Origin of the sequence: Paenibacillus sp. HGH0039, assembly GCF_000411255.1 — a bacterium.
GTDB lineage: Bacteria > Bacillota > Bacilli > Paenibacillales > NBRC-103111 > Paenibacillus_F.
In genome coordinates this window covers 1495194-1521889 of record NZ_KE150413.1, presented here as the reverse complement: position 1 = coordinate 1521889, position 26696 = coordinate 1495194, and the positions used below count along the sequence as shown (strand labels likewise).

Annotated in this window: 19 protein-coding genes; 3 read left to right on the top strand and 16 right to left on the bottom strand. The window is 48.1% G+C overall.

What is annotated here, in order from left to right; genetic code table 11:
- Positions 1 to 634 precede the first annotated feature (634 nt).
- Positions 635 to 3754 carry an immunoglobulin-like domain-containing protein gene (locus HMPREF1207_RS21290; RefSeq protein ID WP_009674807.1) on the bottom strand — a complete coding sequence of 1040 codons (3120 nt, stop codon included), beginning with the start codon at positions 3752 to 3754 and terminating at the stop codon, positions 635 to 637.
- 411 nt (positions 3755 to 4165) lie between these two features.
- Here HMPREF1207_RS21290 and HMPREF1207_RS30805 point away from each other — a divergent pair, with 411 nt between their 5' ends.
- Positions 4166 to 4273 carry a stalk domain-containing protein gene (locus tag HMPREF1207_RS30805; RefSeq protein WP_082211335.1) on the top strand — a complete coding sequence of 36 codons (108 nt, stop codon included), beginning with the start codon at positions 4166 to 4168 and terminating at the stop codon, positions 4271 to 4273.
- Between the two features lie 33 nt (positions 4274 to 4306).
- Positions 4307 to 4429, top strand: a complete 123-nt coding sequence (locus HMPREF1207_RS30800; RefSeq protein ID WP_082211334.1) for a stalk domain-containing protein — start codon at positions 4307 to 4309, stop codon at positions 4427 to 4429.
- A gap of 627 nt (positions 4430 to 5056) precedes the next feature.
- Here the strand turns inward: HMPREF1207_RS30800 and HMPREF1207_RS21285 are convergent.
- The 15 genes from HMPREF1207_RS21285 to HMPREF1207_RS21215 form a co-directional block, all read right to left on the bottom strand.
- The gene (locus HMPREF1207_RS21285) at positions 5057 to 5425 is read right to left on the bottom strand and encodes a VOC family protein (RefSeq protein WP_231392165.1); all 369 of its coding nucleotides are present in this window, start codon (positions 5423 to 5425) and stop codon (positions 5057 to 5059) included.
- Positions 5426 to 6252: 827 nt separating this feature from the next.
- A complete protein-coding gene (locus tag HMPREF1207_RS30795) occupies positions 6253 to 6453 on the bottom strand; it encodes a SpoIID/LytB domain-containing protein (RefSeq protein WP_170318683.1) in 201 nt (66 codons plus the stop codon).
- Between the two features lie 14 nt (positions 6454 to 6467).
- Entirely contained in the window at positions 6468 to 6857 is a 390-nt protein-coding gene (locus HMPREF1207_RS21275; RefSeq protein ID WP_231392122.1) for a hypothetical protein, read from the bottom strand.
- Between the two features lie 248 nt (positions 6858 to 7105).
- A complete protein-coding gene (locus HMPREF1207_RS21270; RefSeq protein WP_009674773.1) occupies positions 7106 to 8065 on the bottom strand; it encodes an alpha/beta hydrolase in 960 nt (319 codons plus the stop codon).
- Positions 8066 to 8213: 148 nt separating this feature from the next.
- Entirely contained in the window at positions 8214 to 9050 is an 837-nt protein-coding gene (locus HMPREF1207_RS21265; RefSeq protein ID WP_016423964.1) for a tyrosine-protein phosphatase, read from the bottom strand.
- Between the two features lie 19 nt (positions 9051 to 9069).
- Positions 9070 to 11550, bottom strand: a complete 2481-nt coding sequence (locus HMPREF1207_RS21260; RefSeq protein ID WP_009674806.1) for a glycoside hydrolase family 2 TIM barrel-domain containing protein — start codon at positions 11548 to 11550, stop codon at positions 9070 to 9072.
- A 192-nt stretch (positions 11551 to 11742) separates the two neighbouring features.
- Positions 11743 to 12462: an MgtC/SapB family protein gene (locus HMPREF1207_RS21255; RefSeq protein WP_231392121.1), complete on the bottom strand. Its 720-nt coding sequence runs from the start codon at positions 12460 to 12462 to the stop codon at positions 11743 to 11745.
- A 150-nt stretch (positions 12463 to 12612) separates the two neighbouring features.
- A complete protein-coding gene (locus tag HMPREF1207_RS21250; protein ID WP_009674769.1) occupies positions 12613 to 13626 on the bottom strand; it encodes an alpha/beta hydrolase in 1014 nt (337 codons plus the stop codon).
- Positions 13627 to 13628: 2 nt separating this feature from the next.
- Positions 13629 to 14276: an SGNH/GDSL hydrolase family protein gene (locus HMPREF1207_RS21245; RefSeq protein WP_009674732.1), complete on the bottom strand. Its 648-nt coding sequence runs from the start codon at positions 14274 to 14276 to the stop codon at positions 13629 to 13631.
- Positions 14277 to 14302: 26 nt separating this feature from the next.
- Entirely contained in the window at positions 14303 to 15178 is an 876-nt protein-coding gene (locus HMPREF1207_RS21240) for a carbohydrate ABC transporter permease (protein ID WP_009674755.1), read from the bottom strand.
- Positions 15179 to 15192: 14 nt separating this feature from the next.
- The gene (locus HMPREF1207_RS21235; protein ID WP_009674765.1) at positions 15193 to 16134 is read right to left on the bottom strand and encodes an ABC transporter permease; all 942 of its coding nucleotides are present in this window, start codon (positions 16132 to 16134) and stop codon (positions 15193 to 15195) included.
- A 188-nt stretch (positions 16135 to 16322) separates the two neighbouring features.
- Positions 16323 to 17864 (bottom strand): ABC transporter substrate-binding protein, encoded by a 1542-nt coding sequence (locus tag HMPREF1207_RS21230; RefSeq protein WP_009674776.1) that lies wholly within the window; start codon positions 17862 to 17864, stop codon positions 16323 to 16325.
- A 157-nt stretch (positions 17865 to 18021) separates the two neighbouring features.
- Complete coding sequence (locus tag HMPREF1207_RS21225; protein ID WP_009674793.1) at positions 18022 to 19596, bottom strand: response regulator; 1575 nt, start codon at positions 19594 to 19596, stop codon at positions 18022 to 18024.
- A gap of 10 nt (positions 19597 to 19606) precedes the next feature.
- Complete coding sequence (locus tag HMPREF1207_RS21220; protein WP_231392120.1) at positions 19607 to 21343, bottom strand: sensor histidine kinase; 1737 nt, start codon at positions 21341 to 21343, stop codon at positions 19607 to 19609.
- 1126 nt (positions 21344 to 22469) lie between these two features.
- Positions 22470 to 25088 (bottom strand): adenosylcobalamin-dependent ribonucleoside-diphosphate reductase, encoded by a 2619-nt coding sequence (locus tag HMPREF1207_RS21215; protein ID WP_009674749.1) that lies wholly within the window; start codon positions 25086 to 25088, stop codon positions 22470 to 22472.
- A 545-nt stretch (positions 25089 to 25633) separates the two neighbouring features.
- Between HMPREF1207_RS21215 and dat the strand changes: the two genes are divergently transcribed.
- A complete protein-coding gene (gene dat, locus HMPREF1207_RS21210) occupies positions 25634 to 26473 on the top strand; it encodes a D-amino-acid transaminase (protein ID WP_009674808.1) in 840 nt (279 codons plus the stop codon).
- Positions 26474 to 26696 lie beyond the last annotated feature (223 nt).

Here is a 26696-nt window from a genome sequence, read left to right as displayed (position 1 = left end):
ACCGATTATCCGGTCTTAGCTACCGTTTCCGGTAGTTATCCCGATCTTACAGGCAGGTTGCCTACGTGTTACTCACCCGTCCGCCGCTAACTCTCAGAGAAGCAAGCTTCTCATCAAGTCCGCTCGACTTGCATGTATTAGGCACGCCGCCAGCGTTCGTCCTGAGCCAGGATCAAACTCTCCGATAAAGTTGTGCCGACCTTACGGCCAGCGGTTTATCTCAAGCTGATTAAGCTCAAAAATTCGTTGCTGACGAGAATTTCTTCTCATTTAATGTCTCAATTGCTTGAGACGCTTCAATCACTCGTTGTTCAGTTTTCAAAGGACAATCTCGTAAGGCCTTGCGACCTTCGTCGTTAGTGCTTGTCTCAGCGACAACTTTTATACTATAACACAGTCGCGCTCAGCTATGCAAGCTTTTTTTGAATTTCTTTTTTCGCGGCGTGTTTCGTTGTTGCCGGCAAGAAGTAACTTTACCAGCATCCGACGCCTTTTGCAACAACCATTTTGTGGAAGAGGGGTTTGCTGCGCTAGCGTTCTCTGATACTGCGTTGCACAAATTCATTCACTTGAGAAAAAAAGGCTTTCCTACACCATCTAAATGGCGTAAGAAAGCCTTGAATAACCTTAACCCTTATTTAAAGATAATACTAAAAGGAGATACTTCCGCAGCTTTCTGTTTATATTTTACTCCGCTGATCACATAAGTGCCGGATTTGGCATATACGGATGGATTGATGTCTATCTTGAGGTAGGTTTTACCCTGATAGATTTGAACGGAAGCATTAAATGATTGCCCTTCTATTCCAATAATCTTCGCGGTAGTCAGGTCCAAGTCGGCTTGTGCTGCAGGAGTTCCGAGAGTGCCATCATCAAGCCCCTCTTTAAACTCAACCAGTACGGAATCAAAGTTTGGATAAGGCTGAGAGAGATAATATTCGTTTTTCCCCATTGCTTTAAACGCATCGTATACGTCGGATGTTACGGAGTTATAAGGCTGCAGGCTGCTTACCGATAGATTTAAAGGCATCTGGATGGTTTGCTCTGCGCTCATTTGGGAACAGCCGACTTCATTACACGCTTCAACACTGAACGTATATGTTTCCCCTGCTTTCAATGATTCCAACAAAAGTTGGGTGCCTGCATAATTGGCAACGCTTATAGTTCTGTTTTGATAAATGTTGAATGTTACACTCGAGCCAAGCGAATAGGAAGGTGTCCACGAAAGTAAAATTTTGTCCGTGAAATAGACTGGAGTTATTTTTACATTGGTTACAGGAGCTGGGCTTGTGAAAATATTTATACCCGCTGCCTGAACGGTTTGACCGGGTGCTAAGCTGAACTTAGCAGTGTTTGCGATCGAGTAACCTGGTTTAGTCGCCGATAGAGTGTAGCTGACATTAGGAGCAACATTGGTAAATTTGAAATGTCCGCGGCTGTCCGTTTTCGTTGTTAAGCCAGTGCCTGTCAAAGAAACTTCTGCATCTTCCGCGGGTTTGGTCATACCTTCAAGGACAAAACCTTCTATTTCACCGGGTACATTCACGCCGGGTACGGGTACTTTTTGACCACTGCCCGGTATGGTGCACCATTCGGCTGAGCATTCATTTGCTGCACTTCCTGTAAAAGTTATACCGGTTGGAGCATTCTTATACGTGAAATTGTAATTGCTGCCGGCTTTCTGCGAATTTACACCAAGCAGTACCAAGTTCGGATACTGGGGATACTGGGTGGTTTTTAAAACCTGTAGTCCATTATTAAATTGGTACCAGGAAGCTTCCTGAGCCGCTACGGCCGCGTCGAATTCCACAACCAGCAAATCCGGCTTAAGACCAGTAACAGTTTTCACTGTTGCGTTAAGCTGTTTTACCGTTATTTTGAAGCTCTTGGTCGCCGTAAAAGCTTTGTTAAAGAGCGTGGCGGTAAGCGTAATCTCCTTATCGCCCGCACCGGAAGCCGGCCTGGTTAAATATAAACTCCACGGAGATAACACATTCGTATCACTCGATGACCAGGTAATTAAGGTGTTTTTTCCATTGTTATCAGGCAAGGATGGACGCTCAGTAACATGATCCGCCGAATCGCCCGGCACATACCCGATTGTTAAAGCAGTCAAGGCTTCGTTAAGTTCATATACGGTGTCACGATTGAAATAAAAAGAATAGGTATTAGTGAAATCTTGATCCTGAGCCCCATATTGTTTGGCTATCTGGATAGTTCTGTCCGCTTCTAATACTTTGGCCAAAATCTCAGAAAAATCGCCCGACGCGGCTAAATAGTCCTTCAAGGCTTTATTCGCGTTTGCAATTGCCTTTTCTTTGACTTCGTTTACTCCGGCAGGATCAAGCTTAAACGAGCCACCGCCGACCAGCTTGATTTTAGCAATAGACTCGGAATCACCGGTTAACGTCACGGACTGACTCGAACTTATTTCGGACAAAATCGCTACAGGGGCAATGTCGACGATTGTATCGGCGGCTGCAACGGTTAACCTCGTAAGCATTGTAGGCTGATTATTGCCAGCTGTAGGAGACTCAATGAAAATAGTCATTCCTGGAGAAATTACAGTTATTTCGCTGTCGATCTTCCCTTTAAAACTGACCTTTTTGCCGGAAACATCCAGCTTGATTTTGCCGAATCCGCTTTGTCCAGAAGAACCCTCTAACACAGCTTGAGTTGTCACTTCGGTATGAGTTATTTGGGTACCATCGCCGGCTTCTACTCTCACGGGAAGCCCGTTGTTGTTCACTGCGTTTATTTTCAAATTCTTTACGACCGCATTTCGCAGCTTAATGGAGCTTACGCTCCCCGACCGCACTTCCATCTGCTCTGCATCAATATTGTTCAAGCTTACTTCGCCAGTAGGACCCGGGTCCAGAATTAGAGTCTGGACATTTGTTTTACCGTTTGCGGGACCGTATGTGCCGGATGATTGAACGGTAATAGCCGTTTGCGGTTTTCCGCTGGCAAGCAATTGCTCGACTGTCGGCGTTACGCCGCCGGGAACTCCGCCCCCTCCGAAACCGCCACCGCCAAACACGGGAGACGTGCCCTCAACGGACTTGCCGCTGGGCTTGCCTTTGTACGTTAATACGTATTTCGTTCCGGAATTTTGCGATGTTGTCGTGAGCACGACAATTGTTTTGCTCCCCGACTTGAAATCCGCCGCTGTAACGAGAAGATCATGATCGAACTTGAAATCTTCCTTGTTCAGCTCCGTCAATGCGGAAGAGAATGTAACTTCGATTGTTGTGCTGCTTTGCGAAACCAAAGACTGGATCTGCTGCGCCGGTTGAGTCACTTCGGGCTTGGAAGCCAGGATTTCTTCGGCTTTGCTTAAATAGGCTTTATTATTTGTTTTGAATTCATAAGCGAGACGGGCTACAGCCTGACGGTCCGAACTGCTTTTCGGCTTGAAGAGAAGCCCTCCCTCACCGTCGATCCCGTTGACAAACCCGATCTCATAAGCCAAAGATATGGACGGCTTGGCCCAGTCGGACGCCAGGTGCAAGTCTGTCAGCTTGGTTGCCGGGCTTTTTACGGAAACACTCTCCGCGAGCCCAAATGCCCTCACAAAAAAGACAACCAGTTCTTCACGCGTTACTTTGGCCTCCGGCGAAAAAGTGCTGTCCGTCGTCCCCTGTGTAATGCCGGACGCTACAAGTGAGCCGACATAGCCGCTGTACCAGCTCGAAGCGTCTACATCATGGAAAGAAGCCGACTTGGCCGGTTCTTCCTTCAATCCCAGAGCCAATACAAGAATTTTTGCGAATTCGGCGCGCGTTATGGGATTTTCAGGTTTAAAAGTTCCGTCGGGGTATCCCGAAAGGATTCCTTCCGAGATGAGACCCGCTATTTCTTTTTGGGCGTAAGAGCGATCCAGGTCTGTAACGTTTCTGTGGATGCCGCTTGAACAAAGTTCGGTAACAGCATACCCAGAACCAGAACACTTAATGAAAACAAATTCATAAAACGGCGTAATCTTGCGAGCTTCATTTTACGGGTTCCCTCCGTTAGTTCTAATAAGTATGTTGTATACGCCGTTTCTTGTTGTCCGTAGTGCTTTGGGTCTAAACGCATATAACGACCTTATTATACTAGGTCGATAGTATGAAAAATAGAGGGAAAAGAAAATATTGGAAAACCACTTGTTATTCGCTATCCTATGAGAAAAATCTTTGAAGCACTAGGCGCTAATGTAACCTGGGATAGTAACACGGAAACCGTGACGGCTCAAAAATCAGATATCTCTTTACAATTAAAAATCGGCTAGAATAAAGCCATAGTAAACGGCAAATAAGTATTCTTGGAATCTGCCGTAACGGTGGTTAACGGATCTGCTTTTGTACCTGCAAGAATGGTAAGTGAGACATTTGAAGCAAAAGTAAACTGGGACTCACATACAAAAACAGTTGATATCAGACAATAGTCTGATCAAGGTACTTACAATGATCGGAATATCCCAGAAACAAAGAAGATACGGATACTTGTTAAGAAAAAACCGAAAATGTTAGTAGCGCTCACCCTCTCGGTTTTTGTTCATTAGGCAACCCTGTAAACCCTTGGATATAGATAGGTATTCAAAGAAAAGGCAAGATTAGGATGTTCTTTCACCTAATCTTACCTTTGTCTTGTCCGCTGTAATATGAAATGTCATTAATTTAGCCCTTTAAAAGGGCTTTTTGTATGAACAAAATGTCATCTACAGCATCATCAAATGTCAATTTGTATAAATGTTGTATGGTCAAATGTCAAAACGGTAGGTTGTATCTGTTACTCGGTTATAGTGGCGAAAATATCCTCGAATTGATCCGAGCAAAGATTCTCAAGTTTCGCAAAGTCGTCAACCCTGTGTTTAAGTCCGAATGTTCAGATTTTACTATTCTGTTTATCGTAAGGTAGGGGTGGGAAGCTAGGATATGTAATAGATGAGAATAGCAGTGTAATAAATGCACTCGCTATGTAGTTAACGAATATATATTTCTCAATAAAGTAAGAAAGAGACCCGATGTTTCCCATAATTCAACTTTAACATATCAGATTAGTTCCATTTCTTCTAATTTTTTGAAGTAACTCTTATATAATAACCGTCAGGATCTACTATTCTAAAGTCAGTCGCCCCCCACGGTCTAACAGTTACTCCGGTTTCTATAGGGTGATTGCTATTTTGTATTTTATTTACATACGTTTTAATGTCATCTACTTCAAAAACTATTTCAACACAAACTCCTTTACGTTCTGACTCTGACCCCGGTTTTAGATAATGGTTGTCATCAAGCAGGGACAAAACACCAAGGCCAATGACAGCATCACCATTTCTCATTGAAATGTATTTGTCAGACTCTTTTCCTTTCGTAAAACCCAACACATCAGTATAAAATTTCACAGAATCATTCAAGTTCTTAACGAACAATTCAATTCTCATGATCAAGTCATTATACCCCCTATTTCAATAACCTAATATTTCCCGTCAACAGCCTTAATAATCTGGTGATATGTTATATTAAACTCACTACGCTTCAGATTTAGCACTAATTTATCAATATAATAACAATTTGCCTCATTCGGTCCCGATAATATCGGTTGTCGCATTTATATCCCATATTCTAATTCATCGGAAGACTTATCATTATACTAGTTGTGATTTTTCATTAGAAGTGAGAATTTCAATGCAAAACCCCCGCATTTATACAGGATCTTTGTTTCATAATAAATGAGAATAGCAATGATCCGGTGCCCGGACTTCTCAAAAAATTTCATAAAAAATGTGAAAAAGCACTTTTGGCATTTATGCATTGATTTGCATAATATTCATCTCACTCTAAAAGTACATCCTATATCAACACACAAGCAATAACTGGTCAAAAACAAAACGAGCAGTTACCTCAGAAACTTCTCGTTTAATCTAAACCAACTCACCGCCAAGCCCCAGTTTCCAAATCTGACCATGTCTTTTAATTCCATGCACCTGATGATAATATGAATTTCTTGATCAAAACTTTCACCTTGCGGCAAAAACAACTTCTCAGCAAATTCGATCATAAAATCATCAATGTGGAACATTGCCTGGAAATGACTTATCAAGCATGCATAAAATGATTAGTTATACTAATACTAAGATAAAAATTCCATGGAGAATAGCTATGAATATACCTTAGAGGAGTTATTATAAGAATAATAAACCATGAAGATATAATTCTTACCTGTGTCTGCCCAATAAGATGTCCCCTACTGTGACACCATCCACTTTATTTATGGCAAAGTAAAAATGGTCGACTCGGTTCCATAGGTAAATGCTTGACTTCTTGTATCATCATAAATATCTGCACCTACTTGATTTGCTAATGGATAGTATGCCGCATACCACCCATACATTTTAACTACTAATGCGCCAGCTTTTAAAGATTCCTCTTTAAAGTTTGGAGACCACTCATTAGGTAGGGTGCTTTTCACGTAGTCGTAGAAATTTACTGATGATACACAAGTACTGTTACCACAATATTTATTTGATTTTGTGATTTACTCATGTACACCCTAATACTTGAAGGACGTACGTGATCAGCTGTAGATAAAATTCCCAGATTATTGATAGCTTGCGTGTTCTTTGATCTAAGCTTTTCTTCTTTATCTAATTGTTCTGCTTTCACACCTATATCCTCAATTAAATCTCCTTTTCGATTAAAAACTTTACCGTTCCTTCTCTCCTTTAACATTTTTGAAGCTTTTTTCTCATCATTCGTGTTGAAACCTTTATTTAAAAACACTATTTGATCTACAGGGGCGTCTGAGAATTGAGCAAATTTCCATTCTTCACGGTCTTTTACAACAACTGCTATTCTATAATTAATGCCATTCATGTAGTATTTGCTTTCATTTCTAACGTTATATTCAACAGCAACATAATAATGAACGGTTATCATAAAACAATCGAACTTTTTGTTTAAGAGTTCCCATGACCCCCAGATTACCCACCAATGAGAGAAACGGCTGTGTTCATATGGTGAATCAAGTGGAAAGTACCGTATCGGTTATTCGCGGGTAAACGGAAAGAAAGGCCACCTGGCGTCAATGACGCCAGGTGGCCTATTGGTTTGCGATGCGCAGGCTACGTCTGAATATACTTCGCGATAAATGCGGTGACGCGGCTTTCGTATCCGGTCGGATTCGTTTGGTACGCTTTGCCGTGGCGGGCCTTCGGGACGACGAACAGCTCCTTCTCGCCGCCGGCGGCATCGTACAGCTCGCCGGCCATCTCGAACGGCACGAACGTGTCGGCATCTCCGTGAATGAACAGCACGGGCAGCTTCGTTCGCCGTACCTGCTCAAGCGCCGACGCTTCCGCGAAGCCGTAACCGGCGCGCATTTTCGTCAGCAGGCTCGTGCTCTGCACGATCGGGAAGCTCGGCAGATGGTACATGCGGTCGAGCTGGTAGCTTAATTGGTCTTCGACCGACGTGTAGCCACAGTCGGCAACGACCGCCTTGACATTTGTGGGCAGCCGTTCTCCGCTCGTCATCAGCACCGTGGCGCCGCCCATCGACACGCCATGCAGGACGATTTCGGCATCGGTGCCGACTTTGCCGATCATCAGGTCAATCCACTTCACGTAATCTTTGCGGTCCGGCCATCCGAACCCGATATAATCGCCTTCGCTCTCGCCGTGTCCGCGGTCGTCCGGTATGAGCACGTTATAGCCGAGCTTATCGTGGTAAAAGGCGGCATAAATGCCCATGTCTTTGCCTTTTCCGGCGTATCCATGAGCGATGATGACCGTTTTCTTCGTCGGCGCAGGCGCATGCCAGTAGTAGCCGCGAAGCTTCAATCCGTCGTCTGACGTCAGTTCCATCTCTTGGTATGGATGCGAGTCGATCCACGCTTTGCCGTCCACGTTAAAGCCGGCTGCGGCAGGCCTTGATCCCAAATCGGGGCTGCTCAACAAGAAATATTTCGGCGCCCTTTCAATCGCCACATGATAAAAGTAAAAGCTCCCCCCGACATCGACGCTCACCAGCAAGGCGACGACGATTCCCGCGGCGGCGAGCCATTTCTTCGTTCTTTTCTTCAATTGCTTACTCCCTCCATGCAACTTGCGGTAATTCGGTTGTTCCGTAATACTATCACACGTGTAGCACGAATAGCACATGACCTGTTTTACTAATGACTGGAAAAGCTTTGTGATCATCCAGTGGATGCGTTTTACTACGCTTGTCCCCCTACTCCAAATACATGCTTTGCAAGGCTTCCCGTCTTTGACTGGTCAAGCCGAATTCTTCAGAAAAATAAGTGTCAACATTGCCATACGTCTTCTTGATCGACCCGAAGGCGGCTTCCATGAATGGTTCTTTCACTCCAAGCAGGTGTTCGATATTGCGCAATTCCACCTCATTCACATGTTCGGCAAGCTGACTCAGCAATTTCCCGTTGAAACCTTTCATCGTTTCGTTGGTGAGCAGGTAGTCTTTCATTACCGTTTCCTCCGGGACGCCGAGCGCCAGTAAGATCAAGGCAGCACCGACTCCCGTACGGTCCTTGCCCGCCGTGCAATGATGCAGAAGCCCAAGGTTGTACGAATGCTGGATCATTTCCATTAATCGTTTATATGACGGATTGCCGAGCGGGAGCTTCGTATACAGTTCCATCATCATAGTATCTGCGCGAAATTGTTTGAAAAAGCCGTTTTTGACCATATCGACGATAAAGTGTTGGTTTCGATCGGCATTCTCAGCATTTCCCGATATGTTGATTCGAGATGCTTGTTCTGCTTGAATAGCAGCAATGCGAATATTTTGTACGCCGGCAAAAACCGGATCCGGTTTCTTTTGCGCTTCATAGTCATCGCGGTAATCGAAAATCGTTTTGATATTCAAGGCTTGAACAGCCGCTAAATCTTGCTCCGTCAAACCGGTCAATTCATCGGAGCGAAAGAAAATACCATATTTGACTTTCCTTCCATCGGCAGTTTGATAGCCTCCCATATCGCGGAAATTATGTGTTCCTTCGAGAAGGATTATTCTCTGCCCCTGATACGCCCCATCACGTGTTGTTGACATAAGTATCACCTCATAGTGTTCAATTCGCAATCTCTTTTCGGGTCTGAAGAGTCAATACCGCCGGCACCAGCCCTTCCGAATACGCTACAATGCGTATCTCCCCTGCTTTTTCCAACGACTGAATCAAGGCTAGAGCGTATCCATTGAACACGCTTCTCGTATCTCCCTTATCCGATTCGTGACAACCCGGGTCTCCGTTCCCCAAACCAAGCAGCTTGCCTTCACCTGCTACATGGAGCCGGATCAGGTTGCCCGCAACCGGTACTACCCTTCCCGATTGATCCCTCACCGAAACCGTGACCATGGATACGTCTTGACCGTCAGCAAGCAGTTCCGACCGGTTAGCCTCCAAATGAACAGAGTATGCTTCCGTTGTGGTCTCTTTCCGCTCTGCTGCTACCATCACACCATCCCGATAAGCGATGGCTTCGAGAAGACCGGGCTCATAGGCCAACTGCCACGATAATATGTGCTCGCCCGCTTCAGCATCCGCTTGCTTCTTGCCCAAGCTTTGGCCGTTCAGCATCAGCTCCACTTCATTGCAGTTGGTATACACGCGGACCTCCACCTGCTGTCCCAGCCGATCCGGCCAGTTCCAGTGCGGCATAAGATGAACGATAGGCTCGTCCTTCCAGATCGATTGATAGAAATAGTAAGAGTCCTTGGCAAATCCGCAATAATCCAGAATGCCGAAATGCGATAGCACGGACGGCCACTGGAACGGCGTCGTCTCCCCGCGATAATCAAAACCCGTCCATACGAACAAGCCGCCCGAAAAACGGTTATTTAAGAAATAACGCCAGCTCCGTTCAGGCGTTGACGTGCCGCCCGCTCCGCCCAGATTGCCTACATCCACCTCCTTACCGAACATCGTATATCTCGAGCCGTAGCTGGAACACCGCCCGCCCTCTGGATCATCCTCATAGACGCCTCTTGCCGAGAAGAAGGAGACATTCTCCGTATTCAGGACTTTGGCTTCAGGATGGGACTGGAACCATTCACCGATCGTTTGACTTCCTTTTATAGACTCGGCATAATTAACGCCATTGACCTCAATGTCCATTCCTTCCTGACTTAGATTGGCAGCCGTAACAGGACGAGTGGGATCGATTCGCTTCGTCAAATCCTGCACACGCTTCAGCATCCGTTTGGCTTGATAACTGCCGCTGATCTTTTCTTCATTGCCGAGACTCCACATAAAGATGCTCGGATGGTTGCGATCACGATACAGCATGGATTTCAGATCATCGAGCTTGATCTCCGTACTCTCCATGATCCGGTTCTCGTTCATAACCAGCATCCCGAGTCTGTCGCATACATCGAGCAGTTCCGGGGCCGGAGGATGATGGGCACAGCGGTAAGCGTTACAGCCCATTTCCAGCAGGCGTTTGATTTTATATTCATGCACACTGTCCGGCAGCGCGATGCCCACGCCGGCGAAATCCTGGTGATTGCAAGTGCCTTTCACTTGTACGTACTTACCATTAAGGTATAATCCGTCCTGGCGGTACTCCACCGTACGGATCCCGAAAATGGTCCGATACGTGTCGACAATTTGACCTTCATGAAGCAGTTCCGTTACGGCCTCATACAGATGAGGCGTATCCTGCGACCAGAGCAGCGGCTTCGCCACTTGAACCGATTGAAGAACCGTTTGCTTGTCGATTCCCGGCGTTTCGCAGTCGGTTTCCGTGATGGCAACGAGTTCCCCAGCCGGATTCAGAATACTCGTTCGGATGCCGTACTTCATCGTCTGCGGATATTCGTTGCTTACCGTCGTTTCGACCGTAACCGCGGCCATTTCATTGTCAATCTGCTCAGTTCTGACGAAGGTTCCCCAGCGGTCCACATGCAGGTAATCATGTTTGGTTAACCAGACATGGCGGTAGATGCCTCCGCCTTCGTACCACCAGCCTTCGTCTCCGCCTGTCGTATCCGTTCGGACCAGGATGACATTATCCCCTTCCTTATCCCCATATTTCAGCAGGTCCGTGATGTCATAATGAAAGCTGGTATAACCGCTGAGATGGTCGCCGACGAAGCATCCGTTCACCCAAACCGAGCTGTTCCGCATTACACCGTCAAATTCGATGATGATCTTCTTGCCTTCATCCTCCTGCGGAATTTGAAATACCTTGCGGTAATAACCCACTCCATTGGGCAGATAACCTTGAAACGCACCCCCGCGTTCCGAGTTGTACGGCTGTTCCAACCTCCAATCATGCGGCAGATGAACACCCACCCAGCCTGTAATCTTATCCTTTGGCGTATCCGAGCCATAAATTTGGGTAAGTTCGAAGTTTGGATCGCCCAGTAATTCTCGAGCGACATTCTGGGTGATACGTCCAGCTTCGCCGATTGCAAAGGGCTCATGTCTTTCCTCACCCAGCGCATTCGTCAGGCCGGCGATCATGCCGGCTTTTTTTACCGTCTTGACAATTTTCCCTACCTCACCGACATGAAACATCCAGTTCCGATCAAAATTTTCTTTGGTTCTCATAAACAACGGCTCCTTTTACGTCTAAATCTTATATTCGAAAGAGTATCTCCATAGCAATCAACCTTACTCGGCTGTATCTTTTTTTAATTCTTTCGATTCGGCATCCGGCATTACAGGCAGCTTTAATAGCTCTTTGATAGGACCGATTCGGGAGTCTTTCCTATCAAGCCAATCATAAGGAGTCTTCCCAATTCATAAATTCATTGAATTTTTTCCGGTTACCGGAATAGCCGGTTTCAAAGCAGGCAAATAACTGGATTCCGTCCACAGCACCATCTCCAGCGCCGTAATTTCTTCCAGCGCTTGGACGATATTTTCTTCTTGATGATTTTTGACCGTGAAGCAGAGTTGCATCGTAGGCATACCTCTGGCCTCAGGTGACGCGTGTTCATCCGGCATCATTTTGACGTTGGCGATTTGGATCCCTTGTTCGCCGAATTTGGAAGCAACCTTCCCAAGAACGCCTGGCATATCGATAATCATACACTTGACCTCGTGCTTTTTGCGGTGGCGCAACAAATGTTTCTCCCACTTGTTCAGCACGTATAGACTGATAAGGACGAAAAACGTACACAGAAATGCGACAAACAAAAACCCCGCTCCGACGCAAAGGCCGATTGCCGCCACAACCCAAACCGAGGCCGCGGTCGTGAGCCCTTTGATGACAGACCCGTTGCGCAGAATCGCGCCCGCACCCAAAAAGCCGATCCCGCTGATCACCTGAGCGGCCAGACGGGCAGGGTCGATCCGGACGTTGGATTCGGCAACAAAGTCGGAGAATCCGTAAATCGAAAGCAGCATAATGGTGGTCGAGCCGAGACAGACGAGAATATGGGTGCGGAAGCCTGCCGCATGGTTGTTCCACTCCCGCTCGATGCCGACCAATCCGCCCAAAACTGCGGCGAGGACCATGCGTACGAACAAATCCCAATGACCAAGTTGCCAAACATTAGCAGCGGCGCCGGACAATATCGTCCACCCCCCTTATTTCAAACATATATTTTGCAGAGTGTCCTGCCCTTGAAAAAGGAATTACGCGTTGCATGCCTATGCACTTCGTTGTTATTTTTTTGCGCCCGATTTCAAGTCTTTTAAGATGGCTGCCAATTTCTCATCCGTAAACATCGGATCGGAAAAATTGAAAAGCGACTTCAACGAAAACGCTTTGAGATAGTCGATCTTCGGCGATGCCAAAAGATCCGGAAGATACCGCTCCAATACGCGACTGCTGCAATCATCGGCCAGCAACCGGCCTACTGTTGTATACTCGTCAATCACTCGTTCTACAAGGAGGAAATTTCTGGTTTTCAACCATGCCTCACACAGCTTTGTCCATGCTTGCGCTTCCCGATGGCCGCCGGCCAGTCCGAGTCCATGAGGACCGCTCTCAAAAAGATGCATTTCGAAAGAAACCCTAAACTTCCTGAGCGCTGCCGCGAACATTAAACAATTCTCAGCCTGAACGACCGGATCGTCTGCCGTGATCCACATAAAAATCGGCGGTGTTTCTTCCGTTACTTGCTTTTCACTTGATAACAGCTCGATCAGAGCACGGTCGTTCTGCCGCTCCCCCATCAATACCGACTTGCACGATGCATTCGTAAATTCGCCCATCGTAATGAGAGGATAACAGAGCACGAGCGCATCGGGACGGCTGCTGTATCGTTCGATCGGATCATTGGCTTGCGGATTGCCGTTGTCAAAACGCGTACCTGCCATCGAAGCAAGATGGCCTCCGGCTGAAAATCCCAGCATACCGATTCGCTCGGGATCAATATTCCATTCCGGCCCTCTGTGCCTGATCGTTCGTATGGCCCTCTGAGCATCATGAAGCTGGCTCGGATATTGTGCCGGAGAAACCCTATAATGAAGGACAAAAGCCGAAATGCCGATCGCGTTCAACCACTTGGCGACAGGCTCGCCTTCATGATCGGCCCGATGTCTATAGCCTCCGCCAGGACAAACGATGACGGCAGAAAACGGTCCTTCCCCTTCCAGCAAGTACGGTGTTAAGCTGGGACAACCTTCGTTGAATCCCTGCAATGCGGGTTGGTCGTGCCACAAAGGAATGTTCATTGTTATGACTCCACCAACATACTTTTTATTTTTTCCGCAACGGCACTTCCGAGCTTCCGGTGTTGTTCCGCTTCGAAATGAATGCCGTCTGCATCACTGGAAACGATCACGGTCGAAGCATCCATGATAGAAGCGTCGGTATACGGACTAAGCATTGCGAACGCCTCGCTCAATTGTTTGGACTTCTCTTCCCCGCCCTTGAACATGCCTGCGAATAATCCAGTTTCCTTGATTGGCGGCGGAACTAGAATCAGAACCTGAGGGACTATCGTAATCCCCGGCCTTGAAAAAGTCGTTTTTACGAGTCCGGCAAGCGACAGGGTGCTCATCGCGATATCCAGCGCCGAGACGGAAAACCGCTCTTTCAAATCATTCGTTCCGAGCATGATCACGACAAGATCAAGCGGCCTGTGAGACAGCAGGCAGGACGTCAAGTACTCTTTTCCGCTCATGATTCCATCGATCGGATCCGTCCACACTGTCGTCCTCCCGGGCAGGCCTTCCTCGACAATGTCGTAGCCTTCTCCCAGTTCCTTACGCAGTACCCCCGTCCACCGAACATCCGCCGGAAACCGAACTCCTCGATTCTGGGGATCGGCTCCCCATGTATTTGAATCCCCGAAGCATAAGATCGTTCTCGTGTCGGTCATCTGTAATCACCTCCAAAATAATAGTGTCAACCTTTGACGGCGCCAACCGTCAGGCCTTTCACGAAATACTTCTGAAAGAATGGGTATACGACCAGCAGCGGAACGACCCCGATCGCGGCTATGGCCATGCGCATGGAGGTGAGCGGAAGATGACTTGTGGCGACGATCTCCGTCGATGACTGCAAAAATTGCGCATCGAGTAAAATCCGGTTGAGCATGTTTTGAAGGCTGAAGTACTGGCTGTCGGTAATGTAAATCAGCCCGTTAAACCAATCGTTCCAGTACATAATCGTATAAAACAACCCGACCGTAGCCAATACCGGCGTCGATAACGGCAATACGATTGCCGCGAAAATTTTCCATTCCTTCGCCCCGTCGATATAGGCGGATTCGATGATCGGCTTCGGAATCGAGGTTGCAAAGAACGTTCGCATCAGGATGACGAAAAAACCGTTCATCAATAGGTTCGGAATGATCAGCGCCAGTATCGTATTTTTCAAATTGAAGAAATTGGTGTATAGCAGGTAGGTCGGCACAAGGCCTCCGTTAAACAGCATCGTGAAAAATACGTAGAAGGACAGTATCTTGCGAAATGGCATCTCGGTCCGTGACAGCGGATAGGCAAGCAACGCCGTTAGCGTCAATCCTGCAGCTGTTCCGACCACCGTCACGAGAATCGTAATTCCATAAGCGCGCAGTATATTAGCTGAGTTCGTCCATAAATATTCGTATGCCGAAAAACTGACGGCTTTCGGGAAGAAAGCATATCCATCGCGAATGATTTCCATGTCGTCCGTAAGAGAAGCAGAGATCAGCAACCAGAATGGCATGATGCAGAAACATGTAAATGCCAGCATGACGATGTTGATCGTCCATTGATAAAGTTTACCGGATGATGGCATGGGAACGCCCCTTTCTAGAACAGTGCATTGTCTTTGTTGAATTTTCTCACGACCGCATTGGAAGCCAGCACCAGAACAAATCCGACGAGCGCTTGATACAAGCCTGCGGCCGACGACATCCCGATATCGCCCATATTGATCAGCGCGCGGTACACATACGTATCGATCGTGTTCGTGACCGGCATTAAGGCGCCCGTGTTAAGCGGCACTTGGAAGAACAGGCCGAAGTCGGAATAGAAAATGCGCCCGATCGCAAGCAGCGTCATAATCGTAATAACCGGCGCAATGAGCGGAATCGTAATCGTTTTGATTTGCTGCCACCGGTTCGCGCCGTCAATTTTAGCCGCCTCATAGTACTCTTGATCGATGCCGATAATCGCAGCCAAGTAGATGATGCAAAGATGTCCTACGCCTTTCCAAGCGTGTACGATCGTCAGGATCCACGGCCAGTATGTCGTTTCGCTATACCAAGAGATAGGCTCTAGGCCGAACAAGGGGAGCAGAGTCTTGTTCATGAAGCCTTTTTCGACGTCCAGGAAACCGAGCACGAGGTAACCGACGATCACCATGGAGATCAAGTGCGGAAGCAGGATCATCGTTTGGTATGCTCTCGATAAAATGCGCTTGCGGATTTCATTCAGCAGAATCGCAAGCGAAATCGCGATTGCCGTATTCAAGACAATGAAGGAGAGATTATACAATAACGTGTTGCGGGTGATAATGTATGCATCCTTCGTCTTGAACAAATACTCGAAGTTCTTGAAGCCGACCCACTCGCTCCCCCATATGCCCGTCGCGAAATTGACGTTTTTGAACGCGATGACGATGCCGAACATCGGCAAATAATTGTTGACGAGAAAGTAGAGTAGCCCCGGCAGCGTCATGAGCACGAGCATCCGGTATTTTTTTGCCTTCCTCATCTCAAGCCGCAACACCGACATTTTGCTTGCCTTCATACGTTACTACCACCTTTTGCTGTCATTGTTTTGTGCATGTTTTCATCTTATAGCAATTTGTCCGCCCCTACTTCCATGATCCCGACATCATATTTTTGAGTTTCCGACATCGGCTTGACTGCATCCGCGATGGCGTAAAAAATCCCCCCGTTCGAGACATTCCGTCTTTTACAGGAGGATCCGTCGGATTATTTATTGGCCGCTGCCCAAGCGTCAAGCTGCTTTTGCTTCTCGGCAATGACCTTGTCGATGCCCGCCGCTTTCATTTGCTTGATATACTCGGGCAATACCTTAGCGGGATCCACCGTGCCGGTCTCCAAAGCGAGAGCGTACTGGTTCGACACATTCGTAAGAGCCGCGATTTCCGTCTTAACAGACTCGGGATTGTAAATGAAGCCGAGCGCTTTCGATTTTTTCGAGTTTTTAATGAATTCCGCCAGCTTCTTGTTACGGTCCGGATCTTCCCCGTTGAACAAATAGGAGAGGAACATATTTCCGAATAGCCAGTTTTGGTAAGGGTAATAGCCGCTATTCGAAGCGTTGACGCCCTGCGGGAAATCGATGACATTATCCGATTTTTTCACATAATGCTGCCCTTCGATTCCCCAGTCGAGAAGATTGACCAAATCTTTGTCCGTATACATCAAATTAAGCAGCATCATAGACCTTTCCGGGTCCTGCGCGTTTCTGGGAATGCTCCACATATACGCGGTGATGTGGGAATTGGTCGCGACGGCCGGCAACAGGCGCACCTCGACCAAATCTTTTCCTACACTTAAGGAATTTGCCGCTTCGCTAAATGGACTCATATGGTGGAACGTCGAGAAGGCTTTTCCCGCCTTCATCAAATTTTGCCAAATTTCCGTACTGGTTGCCGCATCTTTAGCAACATACCCGGCCAAATACCATCTTCTTGTCGTATCCAGCAGCTTGGCATATTCCGGAGTTTCAACCCAATTGACTACCTTCATCCCGTTATCATGCGCCGTCAGCACACCGAAGCCGTCTCCCAAAGGATCCATCATGCCAGTGGAGAAAGGGGTGCTGCCGAGAATCGAGTTGGCAAACTTGGTCACCGGAATCACATCAGGCTCATTCTCCTTGATCACCTTGAATACGGCGTCAAGATCGTCCAGCGATCTGATCGCTTTCGTATCGATTTTGTACTTGTCCACAAGATCCTTGCGCATCGAGATACCGAAGTCGTTCGCCAGGTCCCGGATACTCGTTATCCCGTAAGATTTCCCGTTGATCCTGGTCGCTTTTAAGTAAGCCGGATCCAGATCGTCCAGCGCTTTTTGGGCGCCTTGACCGTATTTGGCAATGTAGTCGTCAAGCGCAAGATAGTTACCCTTGGCCACTTGCTGCTCGTACGTGCCTCGGCCGCTTACGATGAGGTCCATTTTCTCGTTGCCGGACAGCATCAGTGTGGTTTGCTGCGCCCAGGCGCCTTTCGTGATCTGAACGAGCTTCACGGTCGCATTGATTTTTTCCTTCGTAATCTTGTTGATTTTTTCTTGTACGGCTTTCAAGTCTTTCTGCTCGCTGGCAACCGGAAACACCATCGTCAGTTCAACGGGCTTCAGGTCCGGCTTCGCGCTGCCCGACAGTTCAGGAGCTCCGCTCGCATTCGGTTGGTTGCTCGAGCCCGAGCTGCAGGCTGTGACCAGAGTAGACGTTGCCAGCACGGAAATCAGAAGCATTGCAGCGCTCTTCATGCTTTTCTTCATGTATGAACCCCCTATTTTGATTGGTCTTGCCGCTTGCTATTATTATTTTATTGAAGTTCCCGTTTACCCGCTTTCAAGAATCCGTGCTCTCGGTTTCGAGATTCCGTCCACATAAAGAGAAAAACGCCAGTTGGCGTCCTTGATGTACATATTTCGTTTACATGCTGGAAGAGAATCTTTTCCGATATTCTTGAGGCGTCATCAAGACTTCCTTCTTGAAGAGGGTGGAAAAATAAGAGAAATTAGCGAAGCCAACCGCCAAAGCGACGTTGCTTATCGAAGTTTCCGATTTGGCCAGTAGTTCTTTCGCAAGATCGATCCTTTCTTTCAGAATATACTCCGATATCGAGAGACCTGTTTCCTTTTTGAAAAGCTTGACAATGTGGTCGGGACTGAGTCCAATGTAGTCGGCAATGTACTGTCTGGACATCTCCTGATCGATATTCGCCGATATATACCGCTTGATCTTTTCCACCACTGTCTCGTTCGAACCAAGCGCTTCGATGGAAGTCATTGCAAATTTAAGGACGTCCGTTACCCAGTCTTGCAGATTCTTGACGCTCTCGGCGGCAGACGAAATACGTTCCGGCGCGAAATGATCCGCTAAAATATCGTCCGTATACAACCCTTTCTGCTGAAGCGTATGCAGAACCATCTGCAGGAAGCTTAAATAAAACTGCTGCAGGCTTTTCGAGTTCAGCCCTTCGATCCGCTTAAGCGACTCCAGAAAATCTTGCGACTCAGCCATCAGCTTCTTCTTGTCCCCCTGCTTGATCAGCTCGGACCATATTCTCATCGGAGGCATGGGAAAAGGCGTTTCATTTGCCATTTTCTCGTCGATAAGCACGACCCGGTCGACGGCGTTCACTTGATTCTTTCTAAGTGCTACCAAATTTTCAACCATATCGCGCACGTCGTGTATCTCCGACGGTTGACCGATATAGCAGGACAAATGGCAATAAAAATATCGGTTACACGTCTCGATGAACAAACCGCAGCGTTTTATGAGCTCTTTGCGGAACTTCTCTCCGCTCGCCTCTATCGCTTGTTCCGTAGAAAACACCGCCAATAACTGTTTGGCCTTGATGCGAACGATGTGAGCCGTTGCAACTTGATGGATGACCAATTCCTCCAAGGCGTTCGTTAGCGCGTACTCCATAATTTGGGCATCGCGAGCGCTCAGTTCTTTTGTCCAGTGTTGAATGCCGATCAAAATGGGTAAAAACTTCATCCTGCTCGTATACGGTATATTGTGCTTCCCGATAGCCTCCATGATTTTGTCCGGCCGGGATGGAATGACCTGCTGCAGCACATCCTGCCAGAACCGCTCGATGACGATCGATGACGATTTCCGGTCTTTGCTTATTTTCTTGATCATCTCCGTCATGACTTGCTCCAGCTCTTCGGGTGGCGCAGGCTTGAGCAAATACTCGAAGCTCCCTAGCTGAATCGCTTTTTTCGCGTATTGAAAGTCGGCATGGCAAGTCAGAAAGACGCACTCCGTCCAAGGATGCTCTTCCCGTACCCACTCATAGAGTTCGAGTCCGCTTCCTTGCGGCATCTCGATATCACATATCATCATGTCGAACGGATGTTCACTAAACTTTTCCTTCGCTTGACGTGCATTGTTCGCTACAGATACGTGAATGATGCCGAATTTTGACCAGTTCACGCTTGCCTTAATGCCGTTCGCGGTAAATTCTTCGTCGTCCACGATCAATAACCGGTACATACTCTCGCCCCTATCCTTTCATGATCGGCAAAAAAATATCGACAATGGCGCCGTTATCGTTTGAAAACCCGATGATCGCCTGACCCCCGTACAACAGCCGCAGTCTTTGCCGAGCATTCCAAATCCCGATATGCTCACCTTCTTCAGTCGTCAGCTTGATGTCTTGTCTCAGCTTCTCGAGCACCTCGTTCTCATAACCCATGCCCGTATCGCGAATGCGGATATGAAGCCGTTCCTCATCATTCCGGTTATCCCGTTCGATTGAAATTTCGATATGGGTAGGCTCGTCCGTGTTGACCGCATGCTTGATCGTGTTTTCTGCAAAGCTTTGAATAATCAGCGGGGGAATACAACAATCGAGCAGGTCATCCGGGACGGTAATGGCGTACGTCAAGCTTCCCGGAAACCGGATCTTCTGGATATTCAAATAATTTTTCGTATGACCCAGTTCGTCCCGAACTAGAACATGATCCGTATGGCTGCGAAACATGAAGCGGAAATATCTGATTAATGAAAGGGAAAGCTCTTGAATCAACCCGTATTTCCTCTCCTGGGCCAAATAATAAACGACATTCAGACTGTTCAAAAAGAAGTGCGGGTTGACTTGCAGCTGCAAATGCTTCAGCTCCGCTTTCTGATTGATCAATTGCTCCTCATAGACATCGATTTTCAGCTTCTGAATGTCGGTCACCATGCTGTTGAACATCTCGTTCATCAGTTCGAATTCGTTAGAGGTCGGTGTCTTCGCTATTCGCATCTCCAAGTGACCCTCTTTGATCCTGCGCATGGCCAGTACGATTCGGTTAATCGGACGGAGTACGACTCTCCTCATGTAATAGAAGGCAAGCAGTAAGATCAAGACGGTCCCTGCCGCAATTAGTGAAATAATCCTCTGCAAATAAGGCAGCTTCTGGAGAATGCTTTGATCGGGGACCACAGCGACCAGTCCGAAATCCCCTTTGCCGGAATGCTCTCCGATCACCAGATACCCTTCATCGAAACCGCTTAAACGGTACGACTTAGGCGTATAGGAAAGATCGATTCCCTGTTCTCTAAAAAATGATTCGTCCTTTAGCGGCTTGTGGTTGCCATCGACCAGCAGTGCTCTCCCATCGGCGCCGAGATCCAAAAGATTGAGCGGCCCCGTCACATCCTGCGTATTTACGCCAGCCCCGATATATAAACCACCAACCTTTATGGTATATAACAAATAATCCTTTTTATTAGCGCGAAATACGGACCACTTCCCTGTCTGAAAACTCTCTGCCGATTGCCCGTCATCAATAAGCCAGACGATGGCATCCTTTATAGGCTGATTGTCGGCGTCAGCCGAGACTGTCTGCTTGGGGGCAAATAGCAAATCATTGTTAATGGGCGAATATATGAAAAAATAGTCGAGTCCCTCGTAGTAAGTCACATTATTCACCAATTGTTTGAATTGCCAAATGCGTTCCATTTTATATAAATCGATATCGATCTCAGGAGACCGATCAAGAACGTGCAGTCCTGTTTCCTCCGAGGCATACTTCAGCAAATAGCTGTCAATGTCGGCTAACGACTTGTCGATCAACCCCATATAGAGGCTGATCATGTTGCTGTTAGATTGCGCGACCTGGTTGCGAACAACCTGGATCGAATAGAAGTTTGTATAAATCAGGAAGAGAACAATCGGCAGCATAATAAGCATGAGTCCTGTGATCAGCTTAAATCGGAGCGAATTGAATATTGTAGGAGGTGGTTTTCTCATGTTGTCCATGTTCCCTTCGTCCCTTTAATGATAATTATTTTACCACATAGACGGCATGACTTTTACGGCTCGTTTCCCCTGATCGTCTTGACAATGATACCTGATTGCCAAAAATGTTCCTTGTGTCTTGCAATCTATTCGTTTCTAGTCAGTTTATAGCGCCTATAGTCATTTGTGGTAATCTTACCCTTCATAATAAATGTATAGATGGGTTGCCTGCTTTCAAGATTCCGTCATACTCTTTTTGAGTTTCCGAATCATCAGACCTCTCCCATTCATCTCAAACAGCATTTCTAAACCCAACTCCTCAAGAAGGGTTTAGAAACAAAGAAAACGCCCGTTCCATCCAGGCACGGACAAATGACATGAGATGACGTTTTATCGTTCAAACAAGGCAGCCGCAAGATGTCCTTTTCACTTTTCCCGCTACGCGTTACCGCGATTATATATCTTTTTTGTTGAGCGTTAAAATTTTTGAAATGATTCTGGGCTCTGCTTGTTCCGGGGGGAAAACATGCTCTTGCATCTTGTATATATTTACAAGTTTAATATAAATACATAAAATAAAATTCCTTTTGCTAAGCCAACTCGGATACACTTTATGTAGTTCTGTAGCTTATGCAATCGTTGTCGAGATATACATTTTATGTATTGTATTGTCATTCAAAACATTATTGTGAAATCGGCCACTCTTTATCTCAATTTTTAAGGACTGTAGTCTTCTCACGTCTTTAGCAAGTAGTTCTGAAAACCCCTCTATCTCTTCAACATTCATAAACAGGAGGTCGAATTCCCTAAAACTAGAGGCATCTTTATAATTTACAGATTGTTTACGAAACCAATTAATATTACACAAATTTACACTAGCAACTCTAAAGAGGTATCCATAAAGACTTTCATCAAAAAATGTTCAGGTCTTATTAACAGATGTTCCGGAGTGTAGGACACATTTTAACCTCAAAAAAAAGATGAGGAGTTCCCCCCTCATCTTTTTTTATATTTATACAAAAAGCTGTATAGCGCTGTTGTATCACTAAAGTTGAAACGGTTTTATCAACTTTAGTGGTGTTATTCTCATTTCGAATGAAAAATCACATCTATAAAGTAAACTAAACTTCACTCATCCTTACGAACAACGGCTGTATCCGCAGTTCGTACAGTTCTTACAGCCTTCGCTGTTCACAAGCGAAGCGGAGCCGCAGGACGGGCACAAGTCAAGCGATGTCAGCCCGGCAGGCGCAGCACCTGCGGGAGGTGCAGCATCGCTAAGAGCATCCGGCGCTTCTTGCACGACTTCTTTCGTGGCGGTTACGTAAGCCTCCGCATCCGTTTCGCCGGCCATCGCCTCTTCATGCATCTCAAGCGCTTTGGCGACCGCATCGGCGATGGACTCGACACGGTTGGCGCCGAAACCGATGGCCCCGGAACCGCCGATGCCTTTGAGGTGCTTGATCAGCAGGTTCACTTTGTTCCCGTGATCACCGTAGCGCAGGAACAAGGAGCAGACGCGGCCGAGCGCTTCCGCCATGGCGAAGACGTCCGAGCCCGCTTTTCCCACGTTGAGGAAAATTTCGCTCGGCGAGCCGTTCATGTCGTTGATTGTAATGTACGCCATACCGAACGGCGTATTGATTTTATAGGTAGCGCCGCGCAGAATTTGCGGACGGCGTTTATATTCTTTATCGAAGACGTTCCCGGAAATCGCATCCGCTTGGACGACCGGTTCCGCCGCAACCGCCACAGACGGTGCTTCTGTCGGAACTTCAGGCGCAGGAACGGCCGCTTCGGCTTTCTTTTCGTCCTTCTTGTCCTTTTCCGTTCCGGTGCTGAGTACCTGTACGTCACGGCTGCCGTCGCGGTAGATGGTCACGCCTTTGCATCCCAGATCGAAGGCAAGCTCATACAGCCGTTCGGTTTCTTCGACCGTGAAATCGGCCGGGCAGTTCGCCGTCTTGGAAATGGAGCTGTCTACCCAGCGCTGGATAGCGGCTTGAACGCGGATATGATCCTCGGCGGACAAAGTCATGGATGTCACGAAATAATCCGGCAGGTCCTGATCCTTGTTGGCATCCTTCCATTCCTGCGCGATCGGCACGAATTGCTTGTCGTAACCGAGGCGGCTTTGGCGGAAATATTCAAAGGCGAAATAAGGCTCGATACCGGTGGAAGTTCCGACCATCGTTCCCGTGCTTCCCGTCGGTGCCTGCGTAATGACCGTCACGTTGCGCATGCCGTTCTTGCGGACGGATTCCGTCACTTCCGGATAAACCTCGTGCATGTTTTTCATAAAGCCGCTCTGCAGGAATTTCTCGGTGTCGAAGTGCTTGAAAGAACCTTTCTCGCCGGCAATTTCAGAAGAAGCCAAGTAAGCTTCGCGTGCCATGAAACCATAGATTTTATCCAGGAATTCGAGAGATTCCGGGCTTCCGTAACGGATGCGAAGCTTGATCATCAGCTCGGCCAGCCCCATCGTTCCAAGTCCGACACGGCGTTCGCCCTGCTGGTTCTCACGGTTTTCCTCGAAGTGGTACGGCGTCTTGTCGATAACGTTGTCCAGAAAACGCGTGGAGTAACGGACGGTTTTGCCCAGCTCGTCCCATGCGACATCGTCATTCTCCTCGTCGTAAAACTTGGACAGGTTAACGGCGGACAAGTTGCATACGCCCCAGGCCGGAAGCCCCTGCTCTCCGCAAGGATTGGTACAGATGATCGGGTTGAAGTACCAGCTGTTGGACATCTGGTTGTAGTACTCCATAAACACGACGCCCGGTTCCGCGGAGCGCCACGCGGACTCGATGATCGTGTGCCAAACTTCGCGGGCTTTGACCGTGCGGTACACTTTTACGGCTTTTCCGAGCTTTTTCCACTCATTGAGATCGCCGTTCCAAACTTCGTCGTATTCGGGGTCCGTCGTATCCGGGAACACGAGATCCCAGTCCAGATCCTCCTTCACCGCTTTCATAAAGCCGTTGCTTACGCAAACGGAAAGGTTCGCGTTCGTAATCTGGCCCATCGTAGATTTAACGGTGATAAAATCAAGCAGATCGGGGTGCCAGTCGTTGATCATAAGCATCAGCGCACCGCGACGGCTGCCCCCCTGCTCGATCAAGCCCGTCGTATAGCTGAAGAGGCCTCCCCATGACACGGAACCGCTGGAGGAGCCGTTAACGCCTTTAACGATTGCGCGACGCGGGCGAAGAGACGAAAGATTAATTCCGACCCCGCCCCCGCGGGACATAATTTCCGTCATCTCGGACAAGGTGGCCATAATACCGCCGCGGCTGTCATGCGGAGACGGGATGACATAGCAGTTGAACAGCGTCAGTTCGTCGCTGGCATCCGCGCCTGCGGCAATGCGGCCTCCCGGAACAAGCTTCCAGTCGTCCAGAATGTAACGGAATTTTTCCGTCCATTCCTTCTGTTTTTCCGGCGTCGCTTCCACGGAAGCCATTGCCTTGGCCAGGCGGTCCCACAGCTCATCCGGCGTTTTTTCTATATTAAGAGTCAGTCTGTCGATGTTCGACTCGATCGTTTCGCCGCTGCGCAGCTTAACGGTCACATTACGCCCATCTCGCGCGGTGATTTCCCCGACTTCCTTGGCCGGAAATTTCGGGTCGTCCTTGGTCAGGACAAGCACCACGTCTCCGACTTTCGTATTGTTCGTGTCCGCATCTTTTAACGCATAACGATCCAAAAAGATTTTTTCGCTCAAACCTTCCAAACTTTTCCGCTGCATCGTCTTCAAAACGGCAACACCCTCCCAAATCAATGTACCTGCACCCGGGAACCCGCACCACTGCGCGAATTTCGCGGTATGTACGTAAGCACTATATATAGTGTCCTTAAAAGATTATACAACACTAGATGTTGTGTTACGAATAAACTGCGAATGAATTCAACGGGATAACAAAAAGCAGGTGCTTGTTTTCTCACTTTTTCTTCGCCTTGCTCTTTATTTCGTTCGCAAAACATTTATAAAAAACGACAACTTTCGACATTCCGAGCCTGTAAAAGGGGAAGAGCCGCGGTACTCCACAGGTAATTTTTTGTCAAAATCGCTGCAGCTGATTTCCGTGCATACAGACCATCGTCTCATTTGTGTAAGGCATTCTTTCCCCTATATACTATAAACAGATCCGCCGAAAAAAGAAACGGACGTTCGCCAGTTGGGTAATTTTTCGTATTATCCCCTACATACTTTTTACTTTCAATCGGCTGCGTCCAGACACGCTTGCCAACACAAGCGCTTATTTTGGTAGTAGAAAGATAACTTAAAGGAGAACTTGCCCGATGATGCTTTTCGGAAATCAACTTGTACCGGACGAAGAAGTCCGCGTTTCTCCCCTTGACCGGGGCTATTATTTCGGGGACGGCGTCTACGAGGTGTTCCGTATTTACGACGGCCGGCTATTTGAAGTGCAGGGGCATATGGAACGTTTCAAACGCAGTATGGCCGAAGTCCGGATCGGCCTTCCTTATCCGCTCGAAGAGCTGGAGAATCTGCTGAACCGGCTCACGGAGGCGGCCGGTATCCCCGACGGCCTCACATATGTTCAGATCACCCGAGGCGCCGCTCCTCGTTCCCATCCGTTTCCGGCTGCGGCGGAGCCGGTCGTGACGGGCTGGTGCTCCCCGTTTTTGCGTCCGCTGAAAGATCTGGAAAACGGGATTTCCGCCATCGTCCGGGAGGATATCCGCTGGCACCGATGCGATATCAAATCGCTGAACCTGCTCCCGAACGTACTGCTGAAGCAGGAGGCTCTTGACGGCGGCGCGGGCGAAGTTATTTTCAACCGAGGCGGCGTCATCACCGAAGCGAGCGCGTCCAACGTGATGATCGTCAAAGACGGTATCGTGAGAACTCATCCTGCCGATCATCATATCCTGCGGGGCGTCACCCGCTCGCTCGTTATCCGGCTCGCGGAAGGTCTGGGCATCGCCGTGCGTGAAGAAGCTTTTCGGGCCGAGGAACTCGCCTCCGCCGATGAAGTCTTCATCACCAGCACAGGCTCCGAAGTTATGCCGGTCGTGCTGGTGGACAGCCGGCCCGTCGGAGACGGCAAGCCCGGTCCCGTTACCCGGCGGCTCCAGCAGGCCTTCGAGGCGGCGATTCCGGCCGGAAGCCGCTGATCCGGCGGGACAGCAAAAAAGGCCTCCAAACCGCACTCTAGAGTGGGTTTGGAGGCCTTTTTTTACCGCGGCAGCGGGGCCGCCGACGGCGGAAACCGGTATGCGGCTGCCTTCCGCATCCGGTACTCGCCCGGCCCCCGCGGCTCGTTCGCACCGGTTAACCCGGCGGTGCGAACGAGCCGCCCCCCCTGCGCGCGTTCGGTATTCCGCACCGCGCTGGACT

What these genes read in the sequence shown, in the direction of transcription:
- HMPREF1207_RS30805 (WP_082211335.1), top strand. Translation starts at nt 4,166, where the DNA reads ATGAGAAAAATCTTTGAAGCACTAGGCGCTAATGTAACCTGGGATAGT.
- HMPREF1207_RS21285 (WP_231392165.1), bottom strand. Translation starts at nt 5,425, where the DNA reads ATGAGAATTGAATTGTTCGTTAAGAACTTGAATGATTCTGTGAAATTT.
- HMPREF1207_RS21275 (WP_231392122.1), bottom strand. Translation starts at nt 6,857, where the DNA reads ATGAATGGCATTAATTATAGAATAGCAGTTGTTGTAAAAGACCGTGAA.
- HMPREF1207_RS21265 (WP_016423964.1), bottom strand. Translation starts at nt 9,050, where the DNA reads ATGTCAACAACACGTGATGGGGCGTATCAGGGGCAGAGAATAATCCTT.
- HMPREF1207_RS21260 (WP_009674806.1), bottom strand. Translation starts at nt 11,550, where the DNA reads ATGAGAACCAAAGAAAATTTTGATCGGAACTGGATGTTTCATGTCGGT.
- HMPREF1207_RS21255 (WP_231392121.1), bottom strand. Translation starts at nt 12,462, where the DNA reads ATGGTCCTCGCCGCAGTTTTGGGCGGATTGGTCGGCATCGAGCGGGAG.
- HMPREF1207_RS21250 (WP_009674769.1), bottom strand. Translation starts at nt 13,626, where the DNA reads ATGAACATTCCTTTGTGGCACGACCAACCCGCATTGCAGGGATTCAAC.
- HMPREF1207_RS21245 (WP_009674732.1), bottom strand. Translation starts at nt 14,276, where the DNA reads ATGACCGACACGAGAACGATCTTATGCTTCGGGGATTCAAATACATGG.
- HMPREF1207_RS21240 (WP_009674755.1), bottom strand. Translation starts at nt 15,178, where the DNA reads ATGCCATCATCCGGTAAACTTTATCAATGGACGATCAACATCGTCATG.
- HMPREF1207_RS21235 (WP_009674765.1), bottom strand. Translation starts at nt 16,134, where the DNA reads ATGAAGGCAAGCAAAATGTCGGTGTTGCGGCTTGAGATGAGGAAGGCA.
- HMPREF1207_RS21230 (WP_009674776.1), bottom strand. Translation starts at nt 17,864, where the DNA reads ATGAAGAAAAGCATGAAGAGCGCTGCAATGCTTCTGATTTCCGTGCTG.
- HMPREF1207_RS21225 (WP_009674793.1), bottom strand. Translation starts at nt 19,596, where the DNA reads ATGTACCGGTTATTGATCGTGGACGACGAAGAATTTACCGCGAACGGC.
- HMPREF1207_RS21220 (WP_231392120.1), bottom strand. Translation starts at nt 21,343, where the DNA reads ATGAGAAAACCACCTCCTACAATATTCAATTCGCTCCGATTTAAGCTG.
- dat (WP_009674808.1), top strand. Translation starts at nt 25,634, where the DNA reads ATGATGCTTTTCGGAAATCAACTTGTACCGGACGAAGAAGTCCGCGTT.